Here is a 20,298-nt window from a genome sequence, read left to right on the forward strand (position 1 = left end):
GTACCAGTTGAAACGGTCATCTGTAAGAGGGAAACCCAAGGCAGCTGGCATGCGAATATATAAACTATCGTCAACCGGACCTGCTTCAAGGAGCAGGACATTGACATCTTTGTCTTCAGCTAAACGTGCAGCGATAACGCTTCCTGCTGATCCTGAACCAACCACAACATAGTCATATGCTGATTGTACTGTTCTTCCATATATGTCGCGCATTTTAAACATCCATATCAATTAATTACGTTCTTTCTTCCATGTATCCCCAAGAGTAAAACCTTCTGGGAATGGATCACTTGCATCCAATACATGTTGATAAAAACCTGTAATCCAAGCGCTACCTGTGATTGATGGAGTAATACTCGTTTGGCCAGCAATAGAACCAATTTCTTCAATAATTCCAGTAAATTTACTGCCAATTACAGACTCATGAACAAACTTTTCATTTAAGCCAATTTGTCCTCTTGCATGCATTACAGCTAATCTAGCACTTGTCCCTGTACCACATGGTGAACGATCTAAACGTCCTGGTGATACAATCACTGCATTCTTTGCAGTTTTTAAACCTTCATTATTTGTTGAGATCTCACCAGCAAATAAGGTCTGATTAATAGTATGAATTAACGGTTGCTCTGGATGAATAGCAGGAACTTGTTGTGCTGCCGCTTTTTTAATTCGCTCACCCACTTCAACTAAATCTGCAGCTTCGTCAGGAGTAAGATTAAAGCCAACTGATTCTGCATCTATGATGGCATAAATCATTCCACCATATGAAACATCAACTTTAACTGTGCCTAAACCTTCAACCTCAACAAATTTATCGAGACCAAAAACAAAGCATGGAACATTTTTAAATTTAACGTCAATACATTTACCATTTTCACAACGAGCTTCGATTCCCACGAGCCCACCCGGTGCTTCCAAAGTAAACCTCGTAATTGGCTCAACCATCGGAATCATGCCAGTCTCAAGAAGCACTGTTACAGTACAAATGGTATTTGTGCCCGACATCGGAACGTAATATTCCGATTCCATAATCACAAAGCCAGCATCTGCATTAGGATGATTAGACGGTAAAACCAAATTAACGCACTGAGTTACATTACCACGAGGCTCTTGCAGAATGAGTTTACGAATTTCATCCTTCTGCTCTTGTAGGTATGTCATTTTGTCAAACATTGTTTGACCTGGTACGTCGAGCACACCACCAGTAATCACATCATTACGCTCACCGCCTGCATGAGCACCTACAACATTAATCATTCGTTTAAAGTTCATGTAATACCTGCTATCCCAGTTTTAAAGCAATGAACGTCCCTGTTCATTAAAACAATTACAATGTATTTGGTAAAACTGGTGTACGTACGCCAAGTTTAATAAATGTAGATTTTACTTCCATATATTCAAGTAAAGCGTCTACACCATTCTCACGACCATAACCACTTTGTTTATATCCACCAAATGGTAATTGTGCAGCTCCTTCTAAGTAAGTATTTACATACACAGTACCACTTTGAAGTTGCTTAGAAACATTGATAGCTTTATCAATATCTTTAGTCCAAAGACCATTACCTAAGCCATATTCAACATCATTAGCCAGATCAACAGCTTCTTCAATTGAATTAAAGGTTGTCACGGTAAGTACAGGTCCAAAAATTTCTTCTTGAAAAATACGATCTGTACGTTTTACATTGGTAAAAATTGTTGGCCCAACATAATAACCATCATTAAGATTTTCACCTTCAGGTTTAGAGCCATCTAATACAAGCTTAGCGCCTTCTTTTTTGCCAATTTCGATGTATTCAAGTACTTTGTTAAAGTGCTGTTGATGAATTAATGGGCCAATTTGAGTATTTTCATCAAGTGGATGACCAATGGTAAGTTTTTTCGCGCGTTCAACTAATTTTTCAACAAAAGAATCTGCGATAGATTCCTCAATGATTAGACGCGTACCAGCAACACATTCTTCACCTTGATTTAGCATTACACCAAATAAAACACCATCTAGAGCTGCATCAAAATCAGCATCTGCAAATACGACATTAGCCGCTTTCCCACCTAGTTCAAGTGCTACACGAGTCATGTCATCTGCTGCCAAACGTGCGATTGTTTTACCAACACCAGTAGAGCCAGTAAATGAAATCATTTTTACATCTGGATGACGGGTTAAAGCATCGCCAATAATAGAACCACGACCACAAACAATATTGATCAAACCATCAGGCAAGCCTGCTTCTTTAGCAAGTTTTGCAACTTCTAAAGCTGTTCCCGATGTAAATTCAGAAGGTTTGATAACAACTGGACATCCTGCAGCTAATGCATAGGGAAGTTTTTGGAAAAGACATACTAATGGGAAGTTCCAAGGAACAATAAGACCTACTACACCACGAGCTTCACGTGTAACTAAACCTAGTTTGTTTTCACCTAAATGTGTGTGTGCCTCACCTGGAATTTGCCATGCTAAAGAAGCAGCGAACTTAACTAATTCAGCAGCCCATAGAATTTCGCCTCTGGCATAAAATATTGGCTTCCCTACTTCTTCAGCTTCAATTTTTGCCAAACTTTCAGAATTCTTTTCAATTAAATCTGCGAATTTATTAAGTAGTTTTGCGCGCTCTGAGGCTGCTAAATTTGACCATTGACCAGAAAGATGTAATTCCTGAGCTTTAGCTACTGCAATATCGACATCCTCTTGTCCACTACGTGGAAACTTAGCTAAAGCAGTACCATCTGCTGGAGAAGTTCTCACGATATATTCAGAAGTTGATGGCGCAGAAGATTGTCCATTAATCCAGTTTTGATACTCACGCATCTTGATACACTCCAAATGTAAACGTTTACATTAAGTACCAATCAAGATAAAAAGTCAATAAAAAAAATAGTTTTAAAAAATATATTAAATTTAAAAAATTCACCTTAAATTATTATTTTTATTAAAATTTAATAGAAATTATTTTTTATTTCGACTAAAGTCTAATTAAAAAATAATTTTTATCTATCCTACTGTTTTTATTTGTGTTCTTATAAAATTTAAAATTTGAAAAAATTTACTCCCCTCTTGCATTGTATATTTTTAATGCTACTTTAAATAAGTGTATTGAATGAAAGTTACTCAAGGATTTATCAAACTAGTATGAATAAGATCTAATATTTATTTTATTCCCTGTTTGATCATAGAGTTCTCAATACAAATCATAAAATGAAAATGGCATAGAGTTTGCACTGATATTTTAAAAACTGATCCTCATTGTTCAGTTTTTTTAGATCACAAAATGTAAACGTTTACATCAAATAACTCTATTTTAGAATAATATTGACCCGAGGGATTAGTTATGGGTTCAAAGACCTCCTCCGTAGAAAGTAAGTCTTTACGCAAAGGCATTATTGCTGCTGCTATCGGAAATTTTATTACTTGGTTTGAATACGCATCTTATGGTTTTCTAGCTGTTATTCTCAGTAATGTCTTTTTTCCTGACACGGACAAAACCACAGCATTACTCGCAACATTTGGCGCTTTTGGAATTTCATTTTTAATGAACCCTTTAGGAGCCTTTGTCTTTGGCCAGCTTGGTGATAAATATGGCCGTAAGAAAATTTTAACTACTGTTATTTTACTGATGTCTGGTTCAACCTTTGCAATTGGCTTATTACCTTCCTATGCAGAGATCGGGCTTATTTCTCCTATTTTGATGATTATTTTGCGGATGCTACAAGGATTTGCCGCCGGTGGCGAACCTGGAGGAGCTGCAACCTACTTAGTAGAATCAGCAAAAGTGGGGAAAAAAGCACATACTGTTTCTTATTGGCACTGCTCTAGTTATCTTGCTAATGCCTCAGCAGCAGCTTTCATTTTGATTCTAACCTCAATTATTTCTACCGAAAATTTACAGGCTTGGGGCTGGAGAATTCCCTTTTTAATAGCAGGTTTATTAGGTATCGTTGCCTATTGGATACGTACAAAAATGGAGGATACAGCTGAATTCAAGGCTTTAGAAGAAGCGAATGATGTTTGCCAAGCTCCAGTTAAAGAAGCATTAAAATATCATTGGAAAGAAATCTTGCAAACTGCTGGATGTATGGCTTTGCAAGGAGCTGTTTTCTACTTCATTTTTGTCTATATACAAGCGTATTTAGTTAATGAATTAAATCTAACATTTCTTCAAGCTTCTATATCAAATGTAATTTGTTTAGTAACGGCATCTATTACTATTTTTACTTTCGCTAAACTTTCTGATCGGGTTGGACGCAAACCTATTCTTTTATTAGGTTCTATTTTGTCTGTTTTACTAATTTATCCAGTTTTTCTTGTATTTAGTACTGGAATTTTCTCTTTAATTGTACTCGGACAGGCTACTTTGGCAATTGGTTTAGCAATATTTATGTCTGCCTCAGGTGCTGCTTTAGTAGAAATTTTCCCAACTCGTGTTCGTTATGCAGGCTTTTCAATTGGATTTAATCTTTCTGTTGCAATATTTGGCGGTAGTGCAGCTTATGTTGCAACCTATCTAATCAAAATTACACAATCACCCATGTCCCCTGCATTAATTGTATTCGTTACATCGTTAATCGGTGTGATCACTGTGCTTACTATGCGGGAAACTGCTGGTACCAAAGTTGATGCACAAAAATTAGCATCTGCAAAATCAATCTCTTAACTCCAACTAAAAAAGGAAATTTACATGTCTATGAAAAATCGTCTTTTAAATGAACGCTTAGCCGCACTGGTCAGTACTCTTCGCCATGGTGAAATGGTTTATATAGCTGATGCAGGTAGTGGTACAACTTCACAAAGTCTTGTTCCATTGAGCGATAAAGTTGAAATTATAGATATTGCTGTGAGTTCAAACGTCCCAACAGTTGAACAGGTTATGAATGTATTGTGGGAGGTTGGAGACTTTGAAGGTGCTTTTGTAACCGAGAATATGAAAACTGCAAATACATTGGCATATGAAAATATTAAAAAATTAACAGGCGAAGATAATTTACACGAATTACGTTATTTACCTGAATTTTATGATTTACGTGATCGTTGCAAAGCATTTATCCAGACTGGCGATTATGGCGTCCATAGCAATGTAATTTTAATCGCAGGCTATCCGAGCCCTGTGATTCCCGTGGAATGGATGGTTAATCCTAATTGGTTAGATGATTTACGTAAGAAACAAAATGGAGAAGCATAATGCCATATTTACAAGGAAAATATGGACAATGTTTTTATCGACACTGGTCCTCCCCTCAGCCTAATGCTATTGCCATCTTGATCCATGGTTATGGTGAGCATACAGGTCATTATCATCGTTTAGCTAATTATTTAGCAATAAATAATATTAACGTATGGGGTATTGATCATGTAGGTCACGGTCTAAGTTATGGCAAAAATGGATTCTTTGAATCTGTTGATGAGCTAAGTAGTAACTTAGAAGAGCTTTATAATGTAATTAAAGAAGCACAACCTAATCTTCCAATTGCAGTGATTGGACATTCTCTAGGCGGTATAACTGGAACAAATTTTTGTTTAAATCATCCAGATAAAATTAAAGCTTTAGTTGCTTTAGGTACGCCTTATGAAGGTCTACCTGAACTAGATCCGAGTCTTGAATTGATTATGTCTAAAGATCAATTCTACTTAGATGAAATCGAAAATGATGCTCTTAAATTTAATACTGATTTAGCCCTTGATAATTTATGGCAACAAATTTCTGCTAAAAAATCCGTATTTTATAAGCAAGTTAAAGAATTTAAGCCTCCTGTTTTACTGATTAACGGTGAATTCGATTGCTTTGCCCCCCCAACAGTTGCTCAAAAATGGGCAGAATTATTTCCGAATGCTAAATATACAATTATCCCCAAGGGATATCACGATATTCCTAATGATAAAAGCCATCGTGAAGTTGCGGAAAAAATTGTTCAATTTATTCGTCATTCAATTTAAAGGGATATATCAGGTTGTAAATACAACCTGATTTTAATAAATATTATTAATGTAGGTAATACTGATGTCAAAAAAAGTATTAATGAAAGGATTCACGATTTGTACAATTGCACTCAGCTTTGATGTATTTGCACAAGACGCCTCTTATACAAACAATCTGACCCATGATTGGGATGGAAAAAGATCTCAATTACAAGAAAATGGTGTGCAAATTATTGGTAATTATATGCACGAACTCGGTTACAACGTTTCTGGAGGATACAATACTGACATGAAGTTAGAATATGCAAATGAAATACTTTTAGGTGCAGACTTTGACCTTCAAAAAATTATAAATATTCCTAATGCACATTTAAAAATTATTTTGACTAATCGAAATGGACAAGATATTACAAATACAAGAATAATTAACCCTGAGGGCGGACAACTTACTTCAGTACAAGAAGTCTGGGGACGAGGTTCAATTACACGTTTAGCAGAATTATCCTACAGACAAACATTTATGGATAATAAACTCAATCTACGGGTAGGCCGTTTTGGTTTTGGGGAGTTTGGAGAATTTAGTTGTGAATTCCAAAACTTATTGTTTTGTGGAAATAGCTCGGGGTCAAATACTGGTTCTTTAATTTACAACTTTCCTGTAAGCCAATGGGCCATTCAAGCAAGGTACAAATTAACAGATAGCTTAACTGCGCAAACAGCTATATTTGAACAAAACCCTACATTACAAGAAAATGATAATGCATTTAAAATCAGTACTTCGGGTTCTAAAGGGATAATTATACCCTTAGAGTTTGTTTACCAGAATAAAGAAGCAGATAGCAAGCTTCGTTTAGGGGGATATTTTTCAACTGCAAATGCTGATGATGTCTATAAAGATATCCAAGGTAATCCGAAAGCTCGTACTCATTTAAGCGCGAAGGAACACGAACAAAGGTATGGTTTCTGGGCAATGTATCAAAGGAATATTGTTAATTTATACTCGGACAATGCGCGTCCATTAGAGCTCTTTTCACAAGTACATTATAATGATAAAGATACAAGTTATATTGGCAACTCAGTTAATATTGGTTTGTTGGGAAAAGGGCTCTTTCAGCAACGTCCACAAGATATTTTTGGCATTGCTATCGGACGAATAGGAGTAAATTCTGACTATAAAAAAAATATTGAACTTCAAAATATAATACATAACTTCTCGGTTCCAGTTCAGAATTATGAAATATCAACTGAGCTTTTTTATGGTGTAAATTTGCAAAATGGAATTGTTATACGCCCCAATATTCAATATATAAAAAACCCAGGGGGCGTTAAAGAAACCGAAGATGCAGTAGTAGCTGGCCTAAAAGTTAGTGTTGCATTATAAAAAGTAAAGATTTATTAAGACCATCTTTCAAGTAAGATGGTCATTAATAAATTATCAAATGCACATAAGAATATTATATCTTAGTGTATGAATGCATAAAATTTATTTATTATCAATAATAAGTAAAATATTAATAATCTTATAAATCTTTTGGATATAAAAAAATAATATTATAAATAAAATAAAGAATAGATAAAATTGCTTTCTTTAATTTTTTGATTGTGCATTTAATACAAATATCAACAAGACTAAATTCCTAAAAGTACTGATTAAGGATGGGAAAAGCACATGTGTTCAGAGTTTTTACATTACATTAAAATAGATTGAGAGGTTCTAAGCCTTCTTGCGTTATTTTTATGCTGCCAAAAAATAGCCATTGATTTTGTAGACACCTATTAGTCAGTGGTGGGCTGCCACCACTCTCCTAGACAAATTTAGTCTATTCTTAAGATCTTTTTAGTAGGAAAATATGCATTCATAGCTAGGTTCATGAACCAAATATTTTATAAGTTATTATTTTAACACTCTAAGTAATTAATTTAATTGCTTATTAAAAATAAATTTGATTGTGAATTAGATTCTAGGTGAACATAAGTTAAGTAAAAGATTTGGAAACCTACCATATATAAGGCTTTGCTACTCTGTATTGTTGCTCTAGCTACATTTGACCTTTACTGTAATCCACCACAAATTGATTAGGTATATGTTCAGCAAAACTTTATTTAATTTAATTCATAACAAATTTAAGAAATTCTCTATTACTTGTTTGGGTCAACCTTAACCCTATTAATCTAATTTAATCTGATAGCAAAATCTGACAACATGAACTTTATACAATGTGTTTATTTATAAAACTTGTTCTTCAGTGCCCTTATTGATATATGGAAAAGGCTTATAAGTTAAATATTTAAACTATTTTCTTAAGAAACATATACATCCTTCTCATCAATTTTACCTTATCTTTACGCTAAATCTTTGATTTCAAGTGATCACACATGACTAAAAGAACAATAAATATTTATGGTGCCAGACAAAATAACCTTAAAAATATTTCATTGAAGATTCCTAAACATAAAATCGTTGTCTTTACTGGAGTCTCTGGTTCAGGTAAATCTTCTTTAGTTTTCGAGACTATTGGCGCAGAAGCTCAAAGACAAATTAATGAAACTCAAGATAGTTTTGTACGTAATCGCTTGCAACATTTTGGTGTTACTGACGTTGATAAAATTGAAAATTTAAATGTACCTGTGATTATTAATCAAAAACCTTTAACGGGCAATATTCGCTCAACTGTTGCAACAATTACAGATATTTATGCCAATCTTCGCTTGTTATTTTCACGTATGGGTGAGCCGTTTGTTGGATACTCCAATGTCTTTTCTTTTAATCACCCAAATGGCATGTGTCCACAATGCGAAGGTATTGGAATCGAGCAAACAATTGATATTTACAAAATATTAGATTTAGATAAATCCTTAAATGAAGAAGGTGCTATAGACTTCCCTACTTATCAACCTACAGCATGGCGTTGGACGCGATATGCAGATTCAGGTTACTTTGATTTAGATAAAAAATTAAAAGATTATAGTGAAAAAGAATGGGACTTATTTTTGTATGCTCCTCAGCACAAGCCTTTAAACCCGACAAGTAAATGGAGAAAAACCGCACTTTATGAAGGACTAATTCCCAGATTTGAGCGTAACTTTTTAAAAGGTGAAGCACAGGAAAGAAATCGTTATAGAAATAAACTTGAGCGAATTATTACAATCAAAGAATGCTCCTTATGTAAGGGACAACGGCTAAATCAAAAATCCTTATCTTGTAAGATTAACGGTAAAAATATTGCGGAATGTACGGCCCTATCCGTATCAAGGCTTTTAGAGTTTCTCGAATCGATAAAAAGTGAAAAATTTGAAACCGTTTTGCACGAAATAAAAAATAAACTCAATAACTTAAATCTCGTTGGACTTAGCTATTTAAACCTTAACCGTGTCAGCAATACATTGTCGGGAGGAGAACCACAACGAATTAAAATGGTTAAACATTTGGGTAATAGTCTGGTTGACCTACTCTATATTTTTGATGAACCAAGTATTGGCCTGCACCCCAAAGATTTAGATAATATTATTAAAATTATTCAAAAAATTAGAGATAAGGGAAATAGTGTTTTATTGGTTGAACATGATCCTGATCTTATTAGAACAGCTGATCATGTCATTGATATGGGGCCTCTTTCTGGTATCAACGGCGGCGAAATTATTTACCAAGGAACTTTTGAAGAATTAAAAAATTCATCAGGTTTAACAGGTGCGTTTTTTAGAAGGCCGAATACCTATAAAAAAGAACCACGTATGGGCAATGAATGGATTTCAATTAAAAATGCTCATTTATTCAATTTAAAAAATATTGATGTCGACATTCCTAAGAACTGTCTAACCGTTATTACAGGAGTCGCTGGTTCAGGAAAAAGCACCTTAATAAGTAAAGTATTACCACAACAATATCCTGAAACAAAAGTTGTTGATCAATCTGCAATTACTGCAAGTATTCGCTCAAATTTATTGACCTATCTTGACCTTCTTGATCCGATTCGTCAGCTATTTGCAAAAACAAATAAAGTAAGTGCCAAGCTCTTTAGTTTTAATAGTGAAGGTGCTTGCCCTCAATGTAAAGGATCTGGTATCGAAAGAATAGAACTTGCATTTTTAGATGATATTGAAATGACATGTGATGTTTGTCATGGTTCTGGATATGCACCTGAAGTTTTAAAATATCTTTATAAAGATAAAAATATTGCTGAAATTTTAAAAATGACGGTTGCAGAAGCAAGCAACTTTTTTGAAGATCGAATTTTACAGCAACAATTTAATTCTTTGATGAGTTTGGGGCTAGACTACATTGCAATCGGCCAACGCTTAAATACATTTTCGGGTGGTGAGCGTCAAAGGTTAAAACTCACAAAACAAATTAATGAAACAGATAATATTTTTGTATTGGATGAACCGAGTACAGGTCTACACCCTTCTGATACTGAAAAACTAATTAGTTTATTAAATAACTTAGTTGAGAAAGGCAACACAATCATTGTGATTGAACACAACTTAGACATCATAAGTCAAGCCGACTGGATTGTTGATATTGGTCCTTTGGCGGGTGACAAAGGTGGTGAATTGGTATTCTCAGGAACTGTTAGCGGTTTGCTTTCAGCAGAAAAATCTTTAACAGGTTATTATTTGAAAAAATATTTAGAGCTGTAAAAAATATAGGCTAGTCTGACTTTTTATATAAATTTAAAACCCCAAAGACTATAATTAGTTAGTAATATTCTCTCATTCAGATCAGTAAAAATGCATCAGAGGAAATTGAGTATTTCCCCTGATACATTGAACTTAAGATGAGATTTTTTTCTTAGAGGAAAATAGCTTTTCTACTGCACCCAGAATGAAGATAAAAAACACGGGAACAAAGAAAATAGCCAGAATGGTTGCTGAAATCATGCCACCAAAAACCCCTGTGCCTAAAGCATGTTGAGTTTCTGAACTTGCACCTGAGGCAATCACCAAAGGAATTACACCACACGTAAATGCAAGTGATGTCATCAGAATTGGCCGTAAGCGAAGTTTGGCTGCGGCAACAGTGGCTTCAATCAAACTCATACCTTCTTCTTTCAGCATTTTCGCAAATTCAACAATCAAAATCGCATTCTTTGCCGATAGACCAATAATGGTAATTAGCCCGATTTTGAAGAACACATCATTCATTAACCCTCTAGACATAATGGCAATGATTGCTCCAAAAATACCGAGTGGCACAACCAGCATCACAGAAAGTGGAATTGCCCAGCTTTCATAGAGTGCAGCCAATACAAGGAAGACAACTAACATGGATAAACCAAGTAAAAAGGCCATTTGTGATTCAGACTGCTTTTCCTGTAAGGAAATACCTGTCCACTCGTAGCCAATACCTTTCGGTAATTTCGCAATCAGCTGTTCCATTTCACGCATTGCTTCACCCGATGACGTATCGAAGTTAGGAATACCAGCAATACTCAAAGATGGTCGTCCGTTATAACGATTATATTGTTGTGGTGCCTTATTCCATTGTGGCGTTACAACTTCTGATAACGAGACTAATTGACCGCTTGAACCCATGACTTTCAGATTCAATATATCTTTCAATTGCATACGTGATTTAGCCTCAACTTGTACAATGACTTGTTGCATACGTCCTTGATTAGGGAAGTCATTGATATACATTGAACCCATTGATGTAGAAATGATGTCTGAAACATCAGAAAACTTAACACCAAGTGCACTAAGCTTTTCACGGTCAATTTTTAAAGAAATATTGTCACCTTGTGGCAACCCTTCATTCCAAACCATATAGAACTTTTTATTCTTGGCTGCCATTGCCATAAGTTCATCTTGAGCAGCCAGTAAAGCAGGCATACCTAAGTTAGCACGGTCTTGTAAACGTAAACTGAAACCTGAAAAAGTACCTAACTCATCAATAGCGGGTGGTAATACGGCCATGGTCTCACCTTCCGTACTATTCGCCATGGAAGTATTAACGTCGCTTGTCATCTTGGATGCAGAGCTAGTCCGCTCTTTGAAGTCTTTAAGTGTCGTAAAAGCCACAGCTACGTTTTGGCCTGCGCCACTGAAACCCCATCCCAAAATGGTAGTATTACTTTTTACATCGGGATTATCTTTCAAATTATTTTCAAATTGATTGACTACATTCCGAGTACGCTCTGCGGTTGCATCTGAAGGTAGTTGGAACGAAGTCATGAACCAACCTTGATCTTCCTCTGGCATAAATGCTGTTGGCCAATATTTCATTCCGGCAAAGGTAATACCGGTAATTACTAAAAAGATCACCATCATTGGAACTGTATGTTTGATGATTTTAAGCAGCATCAATTCATACTTTTTAGTGACTTTATCGAAACTACGGTCAAACCATGCAAAGAAGCCCTTCTTCTGATGATGCCCATCGATTGGTTTTAAAATCGTGGCACAAAGTGCCGGTGTTAAAATAAGTGCCAATAGCGCTGAAAATAAAATAGATACCGACATGGTCAAGGTAAATTGTTTATAGATTACCCCTACAGAACCACTCGCAAATGCCATAGGTAAAAATACTGCAGCCAAGACCAGCGTAATACCAATAATCGGGCTGGTAATCTCTTTCATTGCTTTAGAGGTTGCATCTTTAGGATTTAATCCTTCTGTCGCCATAATCCTTTCGACGTTTTCAACCACGACAATGGCATCGTCGACAATAATCCCGATGGCAAGTACCATACCGAACATGGTGAGTACGTTAATTGAAAAGCCGGCAAGCAACATCACGGTAAAAGTACCGAGTAAGGCAATAGGCGCCACAATCGCTGGAATAAGCGTATAGCGGACATTATGTAAAAATAGATACATCACAATGAAAACCAGAACCATGGCTTCAAGTAATGTATGAATTACCTTTTCAATTGAAATTTTGACAAACGGCGCGGTGTCGTAAGGAATACTAAATTCCATGCCTTCCGGTAAATTTAGCTTCAATTCTTCAATTTTTGCTCGAACACCTTCGGCAGTTTTCACGGCGTTAGCTCCCGGGCTTAATTGAATTGCAGCCGCGGTAGCAGGCTTACCATTTTCCAAAATGGCAAAGTTATATGCTTGTGAACCTATTTCTACATTGGCAACATCAGATAATTTAATTACGCTACCGTTAGTTTTACTTTTTAAGCTGATATTTTTAAATTGCTCAAGACTAGACAATTGCCCTTGAGCAGACAATGGAATAGTAATGAGCTGGCCTTTTTCAGCTGGTAAATCACCAAGTCGGACGGGTGCAATTTCGACATTATTTTCACGAATGGCATTATTCACATCACTAATCGATAAACCGTAAGAAACAAGCTTATTCGGGTCGACCCAAACACGCATAGCTTTCTCGGCACCGAAAGATTGAACCTTCCCTACACCTTCGACACGTTTTAGCTCTTCTACAACATTTCGAACCAAATAATCACTCAAATCAACTTCGGAATATTGATTATTTGGAGAGTTAATCCCGACCAGCATTAAAAATCCGGACGATGAAGCTTCAACCTGTAAGCCTTGCTGACGTACGACTTGCGGCAAGCGAGCTTCTACAGCCTTGATTTTATTTTGAACGTCGACCTGAGCCATTTCCACATCTGTGCCCGGTTTAAACGTAGCGGTAATCTCTGCTGTACCGGAGGTATCTGTTGTCGCACTATAGTAGAGTAGATTTTTTACACCCGATAATTCGCGCTCAATTAAGGTTACAACGCTATCGTTAATGGTTTTAGCTGTAGCACCAGGATAAACCGCACTAATATTCACCTGTGGCGGGGCCACACTTGGAAAACGTGCAATTGGCAGTTTAGGAATACTCAGCAATCCAAATATAATAATAAAGATCGCGATAACCCAAGCAAAAACGGGACGACGAATAAAAAATTGTGACATCATGGTTGCGCCCCCTCAGTTATAGAAGTTTTGGTTTCTACACTTGAAGCATGATTTGCCACGGCTGGTGCTTTCCATGCTGCCAATGCCAATTTTTGATTTGGCTTAATACGTTCAATACCTTCAACAACGACTTTGTCACCGACTTTCAAGCCTTTGTTAGCGATATAGAACTGCTCATATTGCTGTCCAATTTCGATAGGACGAATTTCCGCTGTACCTTGGGCATTGATGACATATACCTGAGGCTCGCCACTGATATTACGTTGGATCGCTTGCGCCGGAACCAATAGCGCTTGAGGAATAGAAGCACGATCAATATTGACACGCACATACATGCCCGGAAGTAATTTTCGTTCAGTGTTATTAACTTCAATACGGAATGTGACATCGCCCGTTTCCGGGTCAACATTAATATCTTCAAACAACATTTTTGCTGTGACGTTATAAGGTTGCCCGTAGCTATTGGTAATACGAACGGTTTTGTCACTATTTGCTGATAGTTCACCGCTTTGTAGCGCAGCTTGTAGGCGTTCATACTCACTAACTGATTGCTTAACATCAACATAGACTTTATCAATCTGTTGAATAGTTGCCATCGTATTGGTATCGCCCTGACCGACCAATGCACCTTCAGTGACAAAAGATTGCCCAATACGCCCAGAAATAGGCGCTCGAACTGTTGCATATTGCAGATTCAAGTTTTGTCTGGCCAGCAATGCTTTCATTTGAGCGACATCGGCTAGAGCCTGACGATACTGAGCTTGAGCATTACTTACTTCTTGCTTACTAATTGCATTACTTGGTAAAAGCTGCTCATAACGTTCTAACTGAACTTTGAGTCTTGCCACCTCAGCTTCAGCCTTATTTAGGGAAGCCCGATTACTATTTACATCTGCCTCAAAAGTTTCTGAATTAATTTTATATAAAGCTTGCCCTGCTCTAACTTCACTACCCTGTTTAAATAAAACCTTTTCAATGATACCTCCGACTTGCGGACGGATTTCCGCCGTACGGAACGCATGTACACGTGCAGGAAGATTTTCACTAAAATTTACCGATTGCGGTTGAATGCTTAATACACTGACTTTAGCCGGTGGTGGCTCAGCTTGAGCGACTTCTTTTGAATCACACCCCTGTAATATCAGCCCAATAGATAAAAATAAAGGAAGTAAAAGATGCTTTTGCATACTGTCCAAACCTAGTGAGTTTTTGATGTTCGTATTATTTTTGATGAGTGTGTAGGGATAATCACTAAAGTGTGGAGTAAGTGTGGAGAAATACGGATAATTTAGCGTATGATGAGTTGAAGCACTTTCTATAGCCAGATTTTCTATGTTTGATCATTCTTTTTCTTTTGATTGCCAAGATAAAGTTATTCTTGTGGTAGAAGATGACTACGATATTGGCGACATTATTGAAAATTATTTAAAACGTGAAGGCATGAGTGTTATTCGGGCCATGAATGGAAAGCAAGCGATTGAATTGCACGCTAGCCAACCCATCGATTTAATCTTACTTGATATTAAATTACCCGAATTAAACGGCTGGGAAGTATTAAATAAAATACGCCAAAAAGCTCAGACTCCCGTGATCATGCTGACGGCGCTAGATCAAGATATTGATAAAGTTATGGCATTACGCATAGGTGCAGATGACTTTGTGGTGAAGCCTTTTAACCCAAATGAAGTCATCGCTAGAGTTCAGGCAGTCTTAAGAAGAACTCAGTTTGCAAACAAAGCAACTAATAAGAATAAAATCTATAAAAATATTGAAATTGATACCGACACTCATAGCGTTTATATACACTCTGAGAATAAGAAAATCTTGCTTAATCTGACGCTAACTGAATATAAAATTATTTCATTCATGATTGACCAACCTCATAAAGTTTTTACGCGCGGAGAACTTATGAATCACTGCATGAATGATAGCGATGCACTAGAGCGAACCGTAGATAGCCATGTAAGTAAGCTGAGAAAAAAACTAGAAGAACAAGGCATATTTCAAATGTTAATTAATGTGCGTGGCGTGGGATATAGGCTAGATAATCCCCTAGCTATAAAAGATGACGCCTAAATAATATTAAAAAATAGCTAGGGAATATTTTATGAAAAGTAAGTTAGGAATTAGTAAGCAACTTTTTATTGCCTTAACTATTGTGAATTTAAGCGTTACGCTATTTTCTGTAGTACTGGGTTATGTGATTTATAACTATGCGATTGAAAAAGGCTGGATTAGTTTAAGCTCATTTCAACAAGAAGATTGGACCAGTTTTCATTTTGTAGACTGGATCTGGTTAGCTACTGTTATCTTTTGCGGCTGTATTATTTCATTAGTGATTGGCATGCGCCTCGCAAAGCGTTTTATTGTGCCAATTAACTTCTTAGCCGAAGCAGCAAAAAAAATTAGTCACGGCGACCTCTCTGCTAGAGCTTACGATAATAGAATTCACTCCGCCGAAATGTCGGAGCTTTTATATAATTTTAATGATATGGCTCAAAAGCTAGAGGTTTCCGTCAAAAATGCGCAGGTTTGGAATGCAGCCATCGCACATGAGTTAAGAACGCCTATAACGATATTACAAGGTCGTTTACAGGGAATTATTGATGGCGTTTTTAAACCTGATGAAGTTCTATTTAAAAGTCTTTTAAATCAAGTTGAAAGTTTATCTCACTTAGTCGAAGACTTACGGACTTTAAGCTTAGTAGAGAACCAGCAACTCCGGTTAAATTATGAATTGTTTGACTTTAAGGCGGTAGTTGAAAAAGTTCTTAAAGCATTTGAAGATCGTTTGGATCAAGCTAAGCTAGTACCAGAACTTGACCTAACGTCCACTCCTGTATATTGCGACCGCCGTCGTATTGAGCAAGTTTTAATTGCTTTAATTGATAATGCTATACGCTATTCACATGCAGGCAAACTTAAAATTTCCTCGGAAGTGGTATCACAAAACTGGATATTAAAAATTGAGGATGAAGGCCCCGGCATTGCAACCGAGTTCCAGGGCGATTTATTTAAGCCTTTCTTTAGATTAGAAGAATCAAGGAATAAAGAATTTGGCGGCACAGGTTTAGGTCTTGCTGTTGTACATGCAATTGTTGTGGCACTGAAAGGTACTATTCAATATAGCAATCAAGGCTCGAAAAGTGTTTTCACCATAAAAATTTCTATGAATAACTAAATAACCTCCTGACCCTAAGTTCTCTTTTGACTTTTTACCTTAAAATTTTTATTGAAATGCCATATCTAACCTTACCAAGATTTATAAAATAATTTTTATAATTTAAATAATGGATAACTAGATATGGATCGTTTTAAAGCTATTTTACTTATTACAAGTACATGTTTAACAACAACTCTTTATGCCAAACAACAAGTCGTCTGTGTGTTTGACCCCATTGGTAAATCGGGAGACGCTTTCGCTTTAGCCAAAGATTATGCACTTGAAGCAAAAAATTGGGGAGCTGATCTATCTTTAAAAGCATATGTTGATGAACGCGTGGCAGCTGAAGATTTGAAAGTTGGAAAATGTGATGGCGCTATTATTAGCGGTTTACGTGGCCGTCAGTTTAATAAATATACAGGATCTTTAGATGCGGTTGGCGCATTAACAAATATGAAAACGGCGATTAATGCCTATAAGCTGTTGTCCTCACCCATGGCCGCAAAAAACATGGTGGTAGGTCCTTATGAAATTGCAGGATTAGGCACAATTGGTCCTGCATATTTATTTGTAAATGATAGAAGTATAAATACTCTCGCGAAGGCTGCCGGTAAAAAAATTGGGGTATTTAAATACGATGAAGCCCAACCAAAGCTTGTTCAACATGTCGGTGGTCAGGCTGTATCGGTAGACGTTACCAATGCTGGTGCAAAATTTAATAACCATGAAATTGATATTGTGCCCGCTCCTATTGTGGCGTTTAAACCTTTTGAACTCTACAAAGGTTTAGGTGAGAAAGGAGCAATTGTTCGTTTTCCTCTGACTCAAATTTCAGCAAATTTTATTATACGTAAAGACCAATTCCCTGCGGGTTTTGGGCAAAAGTCTCGAACTTGGGTAGCCAGCCAACTCAATAGAACGTTTGGTATTATTGCCAAATATGAAAGTGATATTCCTTCAAAATATTGGATGGATATTCCGAAAAATGAACAATTAAACTATATGAAAATGATGCGCGAAGCACGTATACAGCTAACCAAAGCAGGTATTTATGACCCTAAAATGATGAACTTTTTGAAAAAAGTAAGATGTAAAGAAAACCCAAGTAATTTTGAATGTGCATTAAACGATGAATGAACACTCAAAACATCTGCATATCTTTTTTAAAGCATTTGTATAGACTTAAAAGGTAGAACCTATAGTATAAGTTCTACCTTAATTCATTCATTTCTTCTCTAGCTTGTTGTGGTGTTTTACCCGACCACTCTTTATAAGCCCGTGTAAATGGGCTGTGTTCGGCATAACCTAACAGTAAGGCTATTTCTACAATTTGTAGCCTTAGATCTTTTAAATACGATTTTGCCAATTCGTAACGGACAGTATTTAATTCTTTCCGAAAATTCGTACCTGCCTCGGTTAAACGGCGTTGTAAGGTTCTACGTGAGTAATTTAATCGCTCTGCAAGCTGTTCAATAGTGGGTTCGCCTTGATGAAGTAAGTAAGCAATCTGTTTACGGACTTGATCTGTAATTTCATCAATATGTGGCAGGCTTGCCAGTAACTTGTCAGCATGTTTTTCTAGTATGGCAACTAAGGCCGCGTCGGAGTTTTTAAGCGGTAGACTTAAGATTTCCTTATCAAAACGCATCAGTGCCACAGGCTGTTCAAAAAGCACAGGACAACCAAAATACTCCTCATAAGGCTGAACATTTTCAGGCCGTTCATGAATAAAATGTATTTCTTTAAGCCTTTCTTTTCCTCTAATGAGGCTACGGCAAAACTGAACTATAACGGTACGGCCAGTTTCGTCCGATAAAGGGCCGACTTGCTCACCTTTTGTATCCCATGAAAGCTCTACATATTCAGTATAAATACGAACAGTGGCAGGATAAACATCATAGACAAGCCGCTGATATCGCTCAAACCTTTCTAAAACCGCCCCCAGATTTTCACAGGCAAGAAAGACTGACCCTAAAACACCTAGATGCTGAGCTGTAATGGTTTGACCCACATGTAAACCAATGAAAGGGTCATTTAAATAATCTTTGGCAATAATGAGAAGACTTTCCCAATGATCGATATCTACGCCTTCTAAATGATTTGAAGCTGCTTTAGGCCATGGTTCACCCAGCACCTTTTCTGGGTCATGTCCTAGTTTTTCCAGATATTCAAATAATAACTGAACATAGATTTCAGAAATCCTTCTTCTATACAACGGCTTATTCAATCCATTCATTTCGTATAGTTCTAATTTGGCGCCAATTATCAATTAGTGTACTTAAAGCTTTCAAGCAAAAGCAAATAACTAAAAATACCTGCTCAATCCAAATTTTGGCGCAAAGTGTCAAGCAATATGGCAGCTTTCATCAAGCCCTATCTCATTATTTTTCAGAAAATTGTGTTATAGCCAATATTGAGAAAAATACGATGGGTAAAAGTCTAAATAATGTGCCCCAAGCGCCACTTGATGTTCAGTTTAATTCAAATGGCATGAAATGTAGCGCCTATTTATATCGTCCAGCGACCGAGGCCACTACACCAATTATTGTGATGGCACACGGTCTGGGTGGTACTCGAAGAATGCGTTTAACTGCTTTTGCAGAGCGCTTTGTGGCAGAGGGTTATGCTTGTTTAGTGTTTGATTATCGCTATTTTGGTGATAGCGAAGGACAACCTCGACAATTACTAGATATAAAAAGTCAGCTTGAAGACTGGAAAGCCGCCATTGCCTATGCCCGTAGCCTAGAAAAAATTGACCCAAACCGCGTAGTTATATGGGGGACTTCTTTTGGTGGAGGCCATGTGCTGGCAACAGCTGCTGATGATAACCGACTTGCTGCTGTTATATCACAATGCCCCTTCACTGATGGTTTCTCATCTAGCATGGCAATGAATCCAATAACGACTCTCAAGCTCACGGCACTCGCTTTAAAAGACAAGATTGGATCAATACTCGGCGCCAAGCCAGTCATGGTACCTCTTGCAGCACCATTAGGACATACAGCATTAATGAATGCACCTGATGCTTATTCAGGCTATCTCGCACTCATGCCTTCAGATTCAAATATTCCAAACTATGTCGCTGCACGTTTTGTACTCGACATCATACGCTATTACCCGGGCCGTAAGACATCACGTATTCAAGCGCCCGTGTTGTTTTGTGTCTGTGATACCGACTCTGTTGCCCCCTCAAAAACAACATTGCGTCATGCGAGCCATACACCCAATCATGAAATTAAGCACTACGCCGATGGTCATTTTGAAATTTACGTTGGAGAAGCTTTTGAGCGTGTTGTTCGTGATCAGATCGACTTTCTTAAACGCATCGTTCCAGTCAAGTAACAGT

15 protein-coding genes are annotated in these 20,298 nt (G+C 36.9%); 9 read left to right on the top strand and 6 right to left on the bottom strand.

Going from position 1 to position 20,298, the window contains the following annotated elements; all coding sequences use genetic code 11:
* The 3 genes from KNQ97_RS18605 to KNQ97_RS18615 form a co-directional block, all read right to left on the bottom strand.
* The coding region (locus KNQ97_RS18605; RefSeq protein WP_253612589.1) for an NAD(P)-binding protein at positions 1 to 213 on the bottom strand (213 nt) is incomplete at its 3' end.
* 18 nt (positions 214 to 231) lie between these two features.
* Positions 232 to 1,272 (bottom strand): proline racemase family protein, encoded by a 1,041-nt coding sequence (locus KNQ97_RS18610; protein ID WP_253612590.1) that lies wholly within the window; start codon positions 1,270 to 1,272, stop codon positions 232 to 234.
* Positions 1,273 to 1,327: 55 nt separating this feature from the next.
* Positions 1,328 to 2,806 carry an aldehyde dehydrogenase gene (locus KNQ97_RS18615; RefSeq protein ID WP_086376297.1) on the bottom strand — a complete coding sequence of 493 codons (1,479 nt, stop codon included), beginning with the start codon at positions 2,804 to 2,806 and terminating at the stop codon, positions 1,328 to 1,330.
* Between the two features lie 520 nt (positions 2,807 to 3,326).
* On the opposite strand from KNQ97_RS18615, the gene KNQ97_RS18620 reads away from it, so the two are divergent.
* The 5 genes from KNQ97_RS18620 (at position 3,327) to KNQ97_RS18640 (ending at position 10,546) form a co-directional block, all read left to right on the top strand.
* Complete coding sequence (locus KNQ97_RS18620; protein ID WP_253612591.1) at positions 3,327 to 4,649, top strand: MFS transporter; 1,323 nt, start codon at positions 3,327 to 3,329, stop codon at positions 4,647 to 4,649.
* 24 nt (positions 4,650 to 4,673) lie between these two features.
* Positions 4,674 to 5,174, top strand: coding sequence for an RbsD/FucU domain-containing protein (locus KNQ97_RS18625; RefSeq protein ID WP_253612592.1), 501 nt, complete (start codon positions 4,674 to 4,676; stop codon positions 5,172 to 5,174).
* Positions 5,174 to 5,926, top strand: coding sequence for an alpha/beta hydrolase (locus KNQ97_RS18630; RefSeq protein ID WP_253612593.1), 753 nt, complete (start codon positions 5,174 to 5,176; stop codon positions 5,924 to 5,926). The genes KNQ97_RS18625 and KNQ97_RS18630 overlap by 1 nt, the downstream gene beginning before the upstream one ends.
* 64 nt (positions 5,927 to 5,990) lie before the next feature.
* Complete coding sequence (locus KNQ97_RS18635; protein ID WP_253612594.1) at positions 5,991 to 7,289, top strand: carbohydrate porin; 1,299 nt, start codon at positions 5,991 to 5,993, stop codon at positions 7,287 to 7,289.
* Between the two features lie 995 nt (positions 7,290 to 8,284).
* Positions 8,285 to 10,546 carry an excinuclease ABC subunit UvrA gene (locus tag KNQ97_RS18640; RefSeq protein WP_253612595.1) on the top strand — a complete coding sequence of 754 codons (2,262 nt, stop codon included), beginning with the start codon at positions 8,285 to 8,287 and terminating at the stop codon, positions 10,544 to 10,546.
* 132 nt (positions 10,547 to 10,678) lie between these two features.
* Here KNQ97_RS18640 and adeB read toward each other — a convergent pair whose 3' ends face one another.
* Positions 10,679 to 13,789 carry a multidrug efflux RND transporter permease subunit AdeB gene (gene adeB / locus KNQ97_RS18645; protein WP_253612596.1) on the bottom strand — a complete coding sequence of 1,037 codons (3,111 nt, stop codon included), beginning with the start codon at positions 13,787 to 13,789 and terminating at the stop codon, positions 10,679 to 10,681.
* The gene (gene adeA, locus KNQ97_RS18650) at positions 13,786 to 14,976 is read right to left on the bottom strand and encodes a multidrug efflux RND transporter periplasmic adaptor subunit AdeA (RefSeq protein ID WP_253612597.1); all 1,191 of its coding nucleotides are present in this window, start codon (positions 14,974 to 14,976) and stop codon (positions 13,786 to 13,788) included. The genes adeB and adeA overlap by 4 nt, the downstream gene beginning before the upstream one ends.
* Before the next feature lie 145 nt (positions 14,977 to 15,121).
* Here adeA and adeR point away from each other — a divergent pair, with 145 nt between their 5' ends.
* The 3 genes from adeR (at position 15,122) to adeT1 (ending at position 18,089) form a co-directional block, all read left to right on the top strand.
* Positions 15,122 to 15,865 (top strand): efflux system response regulator transcription factor AdeR, encoded by a 744-nt coding sequence (gene adeR / locus KNQ97_RS18655; RefSeq protein WP_005131846.1) that lies wholly within the window; start codon positions 15,122 to 15,124, stop codon positions 15,863 to 15,865.
* Between the two features lie 31 nt (positions 15,866 to 15,896).
* Positions 15,897 to 16,970 (top strand): two-component sensor histidine kinase AdeS, encoded by a 1,074-nt coding sequence (adeS, locus tag KNQ97_RS18660; RefSeq protein ID WP_253612598.1) that lies wholly within the window; start codon positions 15,897 to 15,899, stop codon positions 16,968 to 16,970.
* A gap of 123 nt (positions 16,971 to 17,093) precedes the next feature.
* Complete coding sequence (gene adeT1 / locus KNQ97_RS18665; RefSeq protein ID WP_000373596.1) at positions 17,094 to 18,089, top strand: putative multidrug efflux protein AdeT1; 996 nt, start codon at positions 17,094 to 17,096, stop codon at positions 18,087 to 18,089.
* 73 nt (positions 18,090 to 18,162) lie between these two features.
* On the opposite strand, the gene KNQ97_RS18670 is transcribed toward adeT1, so the two are convergent.
* Positions 18,163 to 19,188 carry an AraC family transcriptional regulator gene (locus tag KNQ97_RS18670; protein WP_253612599.1) on the bottom strand — a complete coding sequence of 342 codons (1,026 nt, stop codon included), beginning with the start codon at positions 19,186 to 19,188 and terminating at the stop codon, positions 18,163 to 18,165.
* Between the two features lie 191 nt (positions 19,189 to 19,379).
* Between KNQ97_RS18670 and KNQ97_RS18675 the strand changes: the two genes are divergently transcribed.
* A complete protein-coding gene (locus KNQ97_RS18675; RefSeq protein WP_253612600.1) occupies positions 19,380 to 20,294 on the top strand; it encodes an alpha/beta hydrolase in 915 nt (304 codons plus the stop codon).
* Positions 20,295 to 20,298: the final 4 nt, after the last annotated feature.

Source organism: Acinetobacter sp. UC24323 (assembly GCF_024151445.1).
Taxonomy (GTDB): Bacteria; Pseudomonadota; Gammaproteobacteria; order Pseudomonadales; family Moraxellaceae; genus Acinetobacter; species Acinetobacter baumannii.